The organism is Martinezella multihospitum (genome assembly GCF_900094585.1).
GTDB classification, from domain to species: Bacteria; Pseudomonadota; Alphaproteobacteria; order Rhizobiales; family Rhizobiaceae; genus Rhizobium; species Rhizobium multihospitium.
Window position 1 is genome coordinate 249,084 of sequence record NZ_FMAG01000009.1, and the last position, 11,164, is coordinate 260,247.

Sequence of the window (11,164 nt, forward strand, 5' to 3'; positions counted from 1 at the left end):
GGAACCCGATACAATCGACAACCGGCGGTATCAGCCGGATGAATGCCGACGCCAAGCGGAGATGGAATGCCGACAGCCCTGCGGACGATTTACAAGGTGATCTACGACGCAGTGTTCCATTTCGTCGAGGATGACGGGTTCGCCATGGCGAGCCATGTAGCATTGTCGACGCTGCTGGCGGTTTTCCCCTTCCTGATCTTCGGCACGGCGCTGGCAAGCTTTCTCGGTGCCAGCCAGTTTTCCTCGACGGCCGTGCATCTGATCTTCGATACCTGGCCGGAGGCGATCGCCAAGCCGCTCGCCGATCAGGTCGTGCAGGTGCTGACCATTCCGCGCGGCGGGCTCTTGACGATCTCCGTACTTGCAGCCGCCTATTTCGCCTCGAACGGCGTCGAGGCTCTGCGCATATCGCTGAACCGCGCCTATCGCGTGCCCGAGACACGACCGTGGTATTTCAATCGCCTTGCGAGCCTTGGCTATGTGCTGATTGCGGTGCTGATCTTCGCGATCCTCAGCATCCTGCTGGTCGCCGTGCCTTTGGCGCTCAACTACACAAGGCAATGGCTGCCGAAGCTTGCCGATATCCTTGAGATCGTCTTCAGCTGGCGAATCTACGGCACGATCTTCCTGCTGCTGGCCGGCCTGATGATCCTGCATCTTTGGCTGGCGGCCGGCCGCAGGCGTGTGCTCGACGTCATCCCCGGCGTGATCCTGACTCTGGTCTTCTGGTCGATCGGCGCTCTACTCTTTGCCTATTATCTCTCGACCTTCGCCAATTATACCGCCACCTATGCCGGCCTGGCTTCGGTGATGATCGTCCTGATCTTCCTCTATATGCTGGCCGTGATCTTCATCATGGGGGCGGAGATCAATGCGGCGCTGATGAAGTTCCGCGTGCGTCGTCTGCTGTTCGGCAAGGCGGCGAGCCGTTCCCCTGTCGAGGCATCGACGGAGAAGGCATCGGCGGAATCAGAGGCCGATGCGGCGGCGAAGCTCCGCAGGTGAGAGGCCCTGCCGGCGCCATTCGGCAATGCCGGTATCGCCCATGGTCTTGGAGAGCTTTTTGCCGTCCTCGCCGAGGACGAGACGATGGTGATGATAGAGCGGCTCCGGCAGGCCGAGCAGTCTCTGCAGCAGGCGATGGATCGAGGTGGCGTGGAAGAGGTCGAGCCCGCGCACGACATGGGTGATGCCCTGGGTGGCATCGTCGACGACGACAGAAAGATGATAGCTGGAGGGCGCGTCGGAGCGCGACAGCACGACATCGCCCCAGGCGGAAGGGTCGGCCGCAATAATGCCCGTTTCGCCGTCGCCGCTTTCCTGCCAGTGCAATGCTTTGCCCGACGTGGCCAATGCCTTTTCCATGTCGAGACGCCAGGCATGCTTGATGCCTGAGGTCAGCAGGCGCTGCCGCTCGGCATCGCTGCGCTCTCGATCGTCGGAGGGATAGAGCGGTGTACTATCGGGGTCGCGCGGCCAGGATCTGCCATCCGCCTCGAAAGCGGCGACGCGTGATTTGACTTCGCCGCGCGTCAGGAAGGCGGGATAGACGAGGCCGCGCTCGATGAGTCTCTGCAACGCCTGCTGATAGGCCGGAAAATGTTCGGACTGCCGCCGCACCGGCTGCTGCCAGCTGAGGCCAAGCCAGGAGAGATCGGTGTAGATGCCTTCTTCGAAATCGGGTGTGCAGCGCGCCTGATCTATGTCTTCGATGCGCAGCAGGAAATCACCGCCGACCTTTGCCGCCATCTCGTGATTGAGGATGGCCGAGAGCGCATGGCCGAGATGCAGTGGGCCGTTCGGGCTCGGGGCAAAACGGAATTTCTGCTTTTGACGGGGAATCTCGATCATGCTTTCTTCTGCCACGAAATCGAACCGGGGACTACGAGACACCATGCAGATCATTCGCGACGAGCGGGATATCGAACAGGGGCTGGCTGCCCTCTTGGAGCTTGATCCTCGCCTGCGGCCCGTTGCCGCAGAGGCTGGTCCCTTGCCGCTGCGCCTGCGCGAACCGGGCTTCGAGGGGCTTGCCCATATCATCGTGTCGCAGGTCGTCTCGCGCGCTAGCGCCGACGCGATCTGGGGGAAGATGATTGCCGGGATGGGGCAGGTGACTGCTGGGGGTTATGCCGGGCTGGAGCCGGAGGCATGGCGCACCTTCGGCCTGTCGCGAATCAAGCACGACACATTGGCCCGCGTCGCCGATGCCGTCGCCGAAGGCGGCCTCGACCTCCATGCGCTCAGCGCCGAATCACCTGAGAAGGCGCTTGCCGAGCTGACGTCGATCAAGGGAATCGGCCCCTGGACGGCCGAAGTCTACCTGATGTTCTGCGGCGGTCACGCAGATGTGTTTCCGGCTGGCGACGTCGCGCTTCAGGCGGCCGTCGGCATGGCTTTTGGCCATGAAGTCAGGCCCTTGGCCAAGGCAGTTGCCCGGGAAGCCGCGGTTTGGGCGCCCTGGCGCTCGGTCGCGGCCCGGCTTTTCTGGGCTTATTATGCCGTGAAAACGCGGCGGGACGCACTGCCTATCGTTTAATCGGCCGCGTCCTGAAATCGCCTTTATGCACTGAATTTATTGGACTTCACAATCCTGTAACAACCGGCCTAATATACAGGTGCAGATGCCGAATCGATCAGGAGGGTTCCTTGACGATTGCAGTCTCCCCGCAGTCCCTGCCAGCGCTCGTCCTGAACGCTGACTACAGACCGCTGAGTTACTATCCCTTGTCGCTCTGGTCCTGGCAGGACGCGATCAAGGCGGTTTTTCTTGACCGTGTGAACATCATCGCAGAATACGATCAGTGCGTGTCCTCACCGAGCTTCTCGATGCGGCTGCCGAGTGTCGTATGCCTGAAGACATATGTGCAGCCGTCCCGCAATCCCGCCTTCACCCGCTTCAATGTCTTCCTGCGCGACAAGTTCGAATGCCAGTATTGTGGTTCCCATGACGACCTGACCTTCGACCACGTCATCCCGCGCGCCCATGGCGGCGAGACGACCTGGGAGAACGTGGTCGCAGCCTGTTCGCCGTGCAACCTGCGCAAGGGCAGCAAGCTGCCGAAGCAGGCCGGCATGTTCCCGGCGCAGAAGCCATACCAGCCGACCGTGCAGGACCTGCACAATAACGGCCGGCTCTTCCCGCCGAACTACCTGCACGACAGCTGGCTCGACTATCTCTACTGGGATTCCGAACTGCAGCCGTAGAATTGATTTTCCGGGAAAGTCGGGCGAGCTTCGCTTTGCCGCGCCTATGTGCACGGCCCCTCACCCTAGCCCTCTCCCCGCAAGCGGGGCGAGGGGACAACAGTGCAAGATAATCGGCCTCACAACATGAACAGAAGCGGCGTTGGGCATTGTAGAGCTCCCTCTCCCTGCATGTGCGGGGAGAGGGTTGGGGTGAGGGGCCAGGCACGCGGCGACGACAATCGATCGTTCGCCTGACGGCTTCAGTTCAATCACGCAGCCTTCTTCGCCCCAACAAAAGCAATAGCCGCCAGGATGACGCTGGCAATCACATTCCAGCCGGCCATCGACAGGCCGAGGACGCGTAGCGCTGCTTCCGTGCAGGAGGGGCCTTTGATGGTATTCAGCTGGCCGAGCAGGTCGCCGGCATTCTGCGTGACGCTGCTTGCCGTCGTCGAGCAGGTGGTCGGGCCTTCCCAGAAATGCCATTCGACGCCGGCGTGATAGACACCGATGCCGCCGCCGACCACCATCATCAGGCCGGCGATGATCAGCAGCCCGCGGGTGATCCAGGAGGGCAGGCCGGCAACTGCCGTGAGCACCGCGATGATGGCGACCGGGATGCCGTAATAATAGGGCTGGCGCTGCTCCAGGCAGAGCGCGCAGGGGATGTAGCCGCCGATATATTGGAAGCCGAGCGCCGAGCCGATGACGACGATCATGCCGATCGTCAGCAATGCGCCATAGCCGAGGCCGGCGCGGGAGGAGGGCGAAGTCGTGGACATGCGTTGAAGGCTCCTTGGATCAGCTCGCCAGGGCAAAATGGAAGACGGCGTAGAGAGCAATCAGAATGGCGGCAACCGCCATGGTGATCTGGCCCAGACGCTTTTCGATGAAGTGGCGGATGGACTCGCCATAGCGGCGCAAGAGGAAGGCCAGGAAGAAGAAGCGCGCGCCGCGGGCGACGATGGCCGAGATGATGAACAGGCCGAGATCGATATGGGCGACGCCGGAGAGGATCGTCACCACCTTGATCGGCGGCAGATGCGCCAGCCCCGATGTGACCAGCAGCAGCAGTACCCATTCATAGGTGATGCCGGCGCTCATCTGGTTGAAGGCGTCGAGCTTGCCGTAGAATTCGAGGATCGGCTTGGCGATGGTCTCGAAGGCGTAGTAGCCGAGCGCCCAGCCGGCAATGCCGCCAAGCACGGAGGCAACCGTCGCCGTCAGCGCATAGCGCCAGGCACGCTCGGGCTTGGCAAGCGACATCGGCAGGAACAGGACGTCAGCCGGCACGAGAAAGATGGAGCTTTCGACGAAAGCGATCACGGCCAACCAGATTTCGGCCGATTTGCGGCCGGCGAGCGACATGGTCCAGTCGTAAAGTTTACGAAGCATGAAGGCCCCCTTTTTGCTGCGTTGCAAACCTTTAGGGGGCAGGATTATGGCTGTAAATGGTCGGGGGCTGACGGAAGTGGCGGAAAGGCAAAATTTTTCGTGATGGTGGGGCTGTTGAAGGGAGATCTTAGTTATGAGGGTTTGAAGTGAAGGAAGATCGCCCAACGCTTTGGTCGCGATATGCCACTATCAATAAATGCGGGGAAGCTATCCTCATAGCCGCCACCTCGCTACCCAAGCAAACGGAGGAATAATATTACCCTCTTTGCGATATTTACTGGTTGGTATATCAACTAGAGAGTCTGAACCGAGTGGGGATCATAGAAACGGAATGGCGACACAGATAGCGTTATTCAACCATAAAGGCGGTGTGAGCAAAACAACTACCGCGTTTAATCTTGGCTATAAGCTTGCGCAAAAAGGAAAGAAGGTCCTGTTAGTGGACTGTGATCCCCAGTGTAATTTAACGGGAATGTTTTTAGGTTTTACAGGGGCTGATGAAATTTCGAAAATTTATGATCAGCCGGGTATACGCAATATTCGAGCTGGGCTCGCACCCGCATTCGAGTCAAAGCCAATTCCATTGGCACCCGTAATCTGTGAATCGCTGCCAAACGAGCCCAATCTGTTATTGTTACCGGGACACATCGGACTTGCGGAATATGAGACAACACTCGGTATCGCTCAGGAATTGAGCGGCTCTCTTCCGACATTGCAAAATCTTCCTGGTGCGATGTCGCATTTATTTCAGATTACTGCAAAACATTACGGCGTCGACTTAATACTTGTTGATATGTCACCAAGCTTGGGCCCAATTAATCAAAATCTTCTTACAACAAGTAATTTCTTTCTTGTTCCTATGGCGCCCGATTATTTTTCGGTTATGGCAACCGATTCACTCGCTGCAGTTTTGCCAAAGTGGAAGGATTGGCTTGTCAAAGCTCTGAACACAAGAGTGCTTCAAGATGCGACGTATCCGCTTCCTCATGTTTCTCCAAAATTCCTGGGAACAATAATTCAAAAATATAGACTGCGCAGTGGCAACACGCCGTCGACCGCTTTCCAAAAATGGATCGATGATATCGAGAAAAAAGTGGTCGAAGTGCTAATCCCTGTTCTTCGCGAAAAGGACATGCTTCTTCCTGTGGAAGCATATGCTAAGGCCGGCTTAAAGGTAGGCGAACCTCTGTTACAAATGTCGGATTTTAATGGTCTGATTGCTCAGTCTCAAAAACATAGCGCGCCTGTTTTTGCCTTGACCGACGAGCAGTTGGAACAAACAGGGATTGTTCTCGAACGAACTAAGAGGTCTATGGAGCAGTTCGATAAACTGTTCTCGGAAGCGGCTGACAGAGTTATTGCGCTTGTAAACTATTGATAATGCAAACCGCACTTGATCAATTTTATGCCAATATTACGCGTGTCAAAGCACTAGTCGGACTCCATAATTCGCTTAAAAAGCAGACAACTGCCGCGCTGGACGTGTCTGACTTGCTACGTGCATGCCATGTTATGTGTGTGAGCGCTGTCGATCATTATATTCATGAGGTAGCGCGAATTGGCATGATGGAAACTTTTGATGGGCTACGGGCGCCAACTCCAGCTTTCAATCGTTTTCGATTGGGTATGAGTTGTATCGTTTTCGCTACCTCGCCCACTGTAAGTCGCTCAAATATAGAAAGTGATATTCGCGAGCAACACAGTTATCTCTCCTTTCAGCAACCTGACAAAATTGCCGACGCGATAAGGCTTGTTACCGAAAGCAAACTTTGGGAGCAAGTAGCAGCACTGGTTAGCAGTGACGCCAAAAGCGTTAAAGATCGTATTACTCTGATCGTCGATAGGAGAAATAAGATCGCGCATGAAGCAGATCTTGACCCAACATATCCTAACAGCCGTTGGCCAATAGACACCACCGACTTGGAGGCCACAATCTCATTTGTAGAGGATATTATCCTCGCTATTCATCTCATTGTAGAGCTGTAACGTCGAAAAGTGGTGCCCCATGCCGGAGTCGAACCAGCACTTCTTTCGAAACTCGATTTTGAGTCGAGCGCGTCTACCAATTCCGCCAATGGGGCAACGGATCATGACGAGGCGGCTGTCTAGCATGTGATCGGCGGGGCGCGCAAGCCGGGGATGGCAGATATTGCGAGTGTTTCCGCAGGGTTGCGGTTTGGCCCATGGCGCGGGTGGGCGCCATGGGCTTTTTGCCGTGGGATGCTCAGTGAGCCATGGCCGGGCCTTTGGTGGTGGAGCCGGACTTTTGCAGGGTGATCGCGAGAATCGCGGCGAGGAGGCAGAAGGCGCCGGCGACGAAGAAGGCGGGGAGGTAAGTGTTCAGCTCCGTGCGGGTGAGGCCGGCGCCATAGGCGGCGGTGGCGGCGCCCAGCTGGTGGCCGGCGAAGACCCAGCCGAAGACGAGGCCGGCCTTTTCGCGACCGAAGCGGTCGGCGGCGATCTTGACGGTCGGCGGCACGGTGGCGATCCAGTCGAGGCCGTAGAAGACGGCGAAGATCGACAGGCCGTAGAAGGTGAAATCGCTGAAGGGCAGGTAGACCAGCGACAGGCCGCGCAGGCCGTAATACCAGAAGAGCAGCCAGCGATTGTCGAAACGGTCGGAGAGCCAGCCGGAGCCGATCGTGCCGAAGAAATCGAAGATGCCCATGACGGCGAGCACGCTGGCGGCGGCTACCGGCACGATGCCGAAATCGCCGCAAAGCGTGACGAAATGCGTCTGGATCAGGCCGTTGGTCGACAGGCCGCAGATGAAGAAGGTGGCAAAGAGGATCCAGAAGGTCGAAGTGGTGGAGACCTCCCGCAGAATGGCGATCGGCGAAGCAAGGGCGGCCTTCAGGTCCTTGGTGGCGGCGGGCGGCGGGGTGATGTGGATCTCGCCGACCAGCGGCAAATTGAGGTCCGAGGGCCGGTCACGCATCAGGAGCAGCACGACGAAGGCGGCGACGACGATCATGCCGCAAACGAAGAGTACGGTGGTGCGCCAGCCATAGCGCGTCGTCAGCTCCGCCATCAGCGGCAGGAAGACGAGCTGTCCGGTGGCCGAGCTTGCCGAGAGCATGCCGATGACGAGGCCGCGATGCTTGGTGAACCAGCGCGTCGAGACGGTTGCGGCCAGCACCATGGCGGTGAGGCCAGTGCCGAAGCCGATGATGATGCCCCAGCAGAGCAGCAGCTGCCAGACTTGCGTCATGAAAAGCGAGCCGATGAAGCCGACGCCGATGGTCGCCAGCGCGAAGACGATGACCGTGCGCACGCCGAAATGGTTCATGAAGGCGGCGGCGAAGGGCCCCATCAGGCCAAACAGCAGCAGGCGGACGGCAAGCGCTGACGAAATGGAGGAGGTGCTCCAGCCGAACTCGTCCTCCAGCGGCTTGATGAGCACGCCGGGCGCACCCATGGCGCCGGCCGTGACGAGCATGGTGAGGAAAGTGGCGCCGACGACGACCCATCCGTAGTGAATGTTGCGCCGGGCGAGCGTCGAAGCAAGAACAGTGGAAACCATGAGGTGCGTTCCGATAAAGTTGCGTGTCTTGGCGTCTGGATCGGGAGGGCTTGGCAGCGCTCGATCGCGGACGGTCTGGGGTATCCTGTCCGCTTATAGCGCCCCGCCGTTCTCCCGGCTTGAACGTTTGTGTAAAGGCATTTACATGATTGTTATCATATTTGTTGCGTATTGATGATGGTCATCATATAAATTGTCAATACAGATTTATTGATGCTCTGATGGAGTTTTTTGATGAGAGTGAGCCGGGAAAAATTCGCCGAGAATCGCGAGAAGATCCTTGCCGTGGCGGGGGAGCTCTTTCGCGAGAAGGGTTTTGACGGCATCGGCGTCGCCGACATCATGAAGGCGGCCGGGCTGACGCACGGCGGCTTCTACGGCCATTTCGATTCGAAGGACGAGCTTGCCTGCGAGGCGAGCAAGGCGCTGGTGGCGCGCTCGCTGGAGCGCTGGAAGCAGGTGGCCGCAAGCTCGCCCGATCAGCCGCTGGAAGCACTGCTCGCCCATTATCTCTCGCATCGCAACGTGGTCGAGCATGCGACCGGCTGTGTCTTTGCGGCGCTGACGCAGGAGGTCAGCCGTCATGGACCGGAGATGCAGTCAACCTTCACCGGTGGGTTGATGGGGCTGGTCGAAGTGCTTGAAGAGATCGTTCCCGGCGAAACGCCGGAGGATCGCCGCCGCAAGGCTTTTGCCAGCCTTTCTGCCATGGTCGGCGCCGTCATTCTGGCGCGGGCGATGGACAATGCGGAGCTGTCGCAGGAGTTTTTGTCGGCGACTAGGCAGGAGCTGTCGCCGCTGCCGGAAAGTAGCGAGGCTTAAACCTGAATCGGCCGGGTAGTTTCCCGGCCGCTCCATCTCAGTTGCCGGCTATCTTAGTCGCGGAAGGCGAGCAGCCCGTTCGCCTCGACGATCTCCTTGAATTTGCCATCGGGTGCGGCCGCAAGCAGCTCCGCACGCAGAGCCGCTTCGAAATCGGCCGCCTTGTCGCCCAGCGCCTGTGGCGAGGTCGACGACATCGAGAAGATGCGGCCGATGATCTCCTCGATATCCCGCGTATATTCCGAGACGATGCCGATGCGTTCCAGATTGCGGAAGGGCGAGGCGAGCAGCATGGCTTCATGTGGCGCCCATTCCTTGCTCCTGCGCATCTGCCGTTCCGCGCTGCGCTCCGGCGAATAGGTCTCCATCAGCGGCTCAAGGATGCCGCGCCAATTCGGCTCCGACAGGACGCCCTTATCGTGGAAGAGGACGACGGCGCCGCCCGGCTCGATCAGCCTGTCAAGCGCCTCAAGTGTTGCCGGCCTATCCATCCAGTGGAAGGAGCGGCCCATGACGCAGAGGTGCAGCCTGCCGATATCGGGACCGAGATCGTAGGAGGAGCCCTGTCGTATGTTGATATCGACGCCCGCCTGCTTCGCACCGATCTCGACTTCGGCGAGCATTTCCGGCTCGGGGTCCATGGCGGTGACGGCCGCACGCTGCAGCCGGGCGAAGGCGATGCCGAGCTGGCCAGGGCCGCAGCCGAGGTCAAGCACATGATCGCCGGGCTTGAGACCACTGCGTTCAGCGACACGGGTAATCAGCCTGTCCGGATAGGGGATGCGATAGCGTAGGTAATAGGCCGCGGTCGATTGAAATCGCCGCGCTTCGAAGGGAACTGTGATCATGGGCTGTCATCCTCGGGCTGGGAACCTCGATCTGTTAAGCCTCAACTATGACCTGTTCGTGAAGTCACTTTTGCGCGATTTGCCGCGGGGTCAATCGGCTTCAGAGGGTTGGATTGCCCCTCACCCTAACCCTCTCCCCGCTTGCGGGGAGAGGGGACGGCCTAGAATCTGCGGCTCTGTCCCCGGTTCTTTCGATTGGCTCAGAAGAGAGTCATTGAACGCGATAACCCCCTCTCCCCGCATGGGCGGGGAGAGGGCTGGGGTGAGGGGCCAGGCACATCTGTTGCAACAGCGATGAACGCGCCTGACCAGCTCTAAAAATCCCCGATCACTTGAACCCGGCAACCCCATGCGGAACATAAGGGCTCTCCAACGCCGCGATTTCCTCCGGCGTCAACTTGACTTCCAGGGAGGCGACCGCATCGGCGATGTGGCCGGGTTTGGAGGCGCCGACGATCGGGGCGGTGACGGCGCTCTTCTGCAGGATCCAGGCCGTTGCGACCTGCGCGCGCGGGATGCCGCGGGCCTTGGCGATGGTGCCAACGGCATCGACGATCTTGCGGTCGGATTCGAGCGCCTGGGTATAAAGCGTCTTGCCGAATTCGTCGGATTGGGTGCGGGCCGTGGCTTCGTCCCAGTCGCGGGTCAGGCGGCCGCGGGCAAGCGGGCTCCAGGGAATGACGGCGATCTTCTGGTCCTCGCAGAAGGGCAGCATTTCGCGCTCTTCCTCGCGGTAGAGCAGGTTCAGATGGTCCTGCATGCTGACGAACTCGGTCCAGCCGTTCAGGCGCGAGGTATAGATCGCCTTGGCGAATTGCCAGGCATACATGGAGGAGGCGCCGATATAGCGGGCCTTGCCGGCCTTGACGACATCATGCAGCGCTTCCAGCGTTTCCTCGATCGGTGTCGTGTAGTCCCAGCGATGGATCTGGTAGAGGTCGACATAGTCGGTGCCGAGGCGGCGCAGGCTGTTGTCGATCTCGTCGAAGATCGCCTTGCGCGACAGGCCGGCGCCGTTCGGGCCGGGGCGCATGCGATTGAAGACCTTGGTGGCAAGCACGATGTCGTCGCGGCGGGCGAAATCCTTGATGGCGCGGCCGACGATCTCTTCCGAGGAACCGTTGGAATAGGTGTTGGCCGTATCGAGGAAGTTGATGCCGGCCTCGATCGCCTGGCGCAGCAGCGGACGGCTGTCCTCCTCCTTCAATGACCAGGCATGCGTGCCCTTGTTGGGATCGCCATAGGTCATGCAACCCAGGCAGATGCGTGAGACTTCAAGACCGGTCCTGCCGAGCTTTACGTATTCCATCACTATTCTCCGTCCATTCGATCATTCGCTACAAGGAGGCCCACCGTCAGAAGGGCGATGGGATGGGTGCGTCGCGAA

Annotated in this window: 12 protein-coding genes and 1 tRNA gene; 6 read left to right on the plus strand and 7 right to left on the minus strand. The window is 59.3% G+C overall.

Annotated features, from left to right (window positions below; translation table 11 throughout):
- Positions 1-66: 66 nt before the first annotated feature.
- Positions 67-1,005 (plus strand): YihY/virulence factor BrkB family protein, encoded by a 939-nt coding sequence (locus GA0061103_RS29410; RefSeq protein ID WP_092717755.1) that lies wholly within the window; start codon positions 67-69, stop codon positions 1,003-1,005.
- Here the strand turns inward: GA0061103_RS29410 and gluQRS are convergent.
- On the minus strand, positions 970-1,851 hold the full coding sequence (gene gluQRS, locus GA0061103_RS29415) for a tRNA glutamyl-Q(34) synthetase GluQRS (protein ID WP_092717757.1): 882 nt from the start codon (positions 1,849-1,851) through the stop codon (positions 970-972). The two genes, GA0061103_RS29410 and gluQRS, sit on opposite strands and share 36 nt — an antisense overlap.
- Here gluQRS and GA0061103_RS29420 point away from each other — a divergent pair.
- Complete coding sequence (locus GA0061103_RS29420) at positions 1,850-2,539, plus strand: DNA-3-methyladenine glycosylase family protein (RefSeq protein WP_208603580.1); 690 nt, start codon at positions 1,850-1,852, stop codon at positions 2,537-2,539. The two genes, gluQRS and GA0061103_RS29420, sit on opposite strands and share 2 nt — an antisense overlap.
- Positions 2,540-2,649: 110 nt before the next feature.
- Positions 2,650-3,207, plus strand: a complete 558-nt coding sequence (locus tag GA0061103_RS29425; protein ID WP_015341304.1) for an HNH endonuclease — start codon at positions 2,650-2,652, stop codon at positions 3,205-3,207.
- A gap of 251 nt (positions 3,208-3,458) precedes the next feature.
- Here the strand turns inward: GA0061103_RS29425 and GA0061103_RS29430 are convergent, their stop codons facing one another.
- Together GA0061103_RS29430 and GA0061103_RS29435 are read right to left on the minus strand one after the other, a co-directional pair.
- On the minus strand, positions 3,459-3,971 hold the full coding sequence (locus tag GA0061103_RS29430; RefSeq protein WP_092717762.1) for a disulfide bond formation protein B: 513 nt from the start codon (positions 3,969-3,971) through the stop codon (positions 3,459-3,461).
- A 19-nt stretch (positions 3,972-3,990) separates the two neighbouring features.
- Positions 3,991-4,584 (minus strand): YqaA family protein, encoded by a 594-nt coding sequence (locus tag GA0061103_RS29435; protein ID WP_092717766.1) that lies wholly within the window; start codon positions 4,582-4,584, stop codon positions 3,991-3,993.
- Positions 4,585-4,915: 331 nt separating this feature from the next.
- Between GA0061103_RS29435 and GA0061103_RS29440 the strand changes: the two genes are divergently transcribed.
- Together GA0061103_RS29440 and GA0061103_RS29445 are read left to right on the plus strand one after the other, a co-directional pair.
- Positions 4,916-5,962 (plus strand): ParA family protein, encoded by a 1,047-nt coding sequence (locus tag GA0061103_RS29440; protein WP_092717769.1) that lies wholly within the window; start codon positions 4,916-4,918, stop codon positions 5,960-5,962.
- A gap of 2 nt (positions 5,963-5,964) precedes the next feature.
- Positions 5,965-6,570, plus strand: a complete 606-nt coding sequence (locus GA0061103_RS29445; RefSeq protein WP_092717772.1) for a HEPN domain-containing protein — start codon at positions 5,965-5,967, stop codon at positions 6,568-6,570.
- A 10-nt stretch (positions 6,571-6,580) separates the two neighbouring features.
- On the opposite strand, the gene GA0061103_RS29450 is transcribed toward GA0061103_RS29445, so the two are convergent.
- Positions 6,581-6,665, minus strand: a tRNA-Leu gene (locus GA0061103_RS29450).
- Positions 6,666-6,808: 143 nt separating this feature from the next.
- Positions 6,809-8,107 (minus strand): MFS transporter, encoded by a 1,299-nt coding sequence (locus GA0061103_RS29455; RefSeq protein WP_092717777.1) that lies wholly within the window; start codon positions 8,105-8,107, stop codon positions 6,809-6,811.
- A 234-nt stretch (positions 8,108-8,341) separates the two neighbouring features.
- Between GA0061103_RS29455 and GA0061103_RS29460 the strand changes: the two genes are divergently transcribed.
- Positions 8,342-8,929, plus strand: coding sequence for a TetR/AcrR family transcriptional regulator (locus tag GA0061103_RS29460; RefSeq protein WP_092717780.1), 588 nt, complete (start codon positions 8,342-8,344; stop codon positions 8,927-8,929).
- Positions 8,930-8,982: 53 nt separating this feature from the next.
- Here the strand turns inward: GA0061103_RS29460 and GA0061103_RS29465 are convergent, their stop codons facing one another.
- Positions 8,983-9,777 carry a class I SAM-dependent methyltransferase gene (locus GA0061103_RS29465; RefSeq protein WP_092717784.1) on the minus strand — a complete coding sequence of 265 codons (795 nt, stop codon included), beginning with the start codon at positions 9,775-9,777 and terminating at the stop codon, positions 8,983-8,985.
- A 328-nt stretch (positions 9,778-10,105) separates the two neighbouring features.
- Positions 10,106-11,086, minus strand: coding sequence for an aldo/keto reductase (locus GA0061103_RS29470; protein ID WP_092717788.1), 981 nt, complete (start codon positions 11,084-11,086; stop codon positions 10,106-10,108).
- Positions 11,087-11,164: the final 78 nt, after the last annotated feature.

Excerpts from the sequence above, each read along its gene's own strand:
- GA0061103_RS29410 (WP_092717755.1), top strand. The coding sequence starts at position 67 with ATGCCGACAGCCCTGCGGACGATTTACAAGGTGATCTACGACGCAGTG.
- GA0061103_RS29420 (WP_208603580.1), top strand. The coding sequence starts at position 1,850 with ATGCTTTCTTCTGCCACGAAATCGAACCGGGGACTACGAGACACCATG.
- gluQRS (WP_092717757.1), bottom strand. The coding sequence starts at position 1,851 with ATGATCGAGATTCCCCGTCAAAAGCAGAAATTCCGTTTTGCCCCGAGC.
- GA0061103_RS29430 (WP_092717762.1), bottom strand. The coding sequence starts at position 3,971 with ATGTCCACGACTTCGCCCTCCTCCCGCGCCGGCCTCGGCTATGGCGCA.
- GA0061103_RS29435 (WP_092717766.1), bottom strand. The coding sequence starts at position 4,584 with ATGCTTCGTAAACTTTACGACTGGACCATGTCGCTCGCCGGCCGCAAA.
- GA0061103_RS29440 (WP_092717769.1), top strand. The coding sequence starts at position 4,916 with ATGGCGACACAGATAGCGTTATTCAACCATAAAGGCGGTGTGAGCAAA.
- GA0061103_RS29445 (WP_092717772.1), top strand. The coding sequence starts at position 5,965 with ATGCAAACCGCACTTGATCAATTTTATGCCAATATTACGCGTGTCAAA.
- GA0061103_RS29455 (WP_092717777.1), bottom strand. The coding sequence starts at position 8,107 with ATGGTTTCCACTGTTCTTGCTTCGACGCTCGCCCGGCGCAACATTCAC.
- GA0061103_RS29460 (WP_092717780.1), top strand. The coding sequence starts at position 8,342 with ATGAGAGTGAGCCGGGAAAAATTCGCCGAGAATCGCGAGAAGATCCTT.
- GA0061103_RS29465 (WP_092717784.1), bottom strand. The coding sequence starts at position 9,777 with ATGATCACAGTTCCCTTCGAAGCGCGGCGATTTCAATCGACCGCGGCC.
- GA0061103_RS29470 (WP_092717788.1), bottom strand. The coding sequence starts at position 11,086 with ATGGAATACGTAAAGCTCGGCAGGACCGGTCTTGAAGTCTCACGCATC.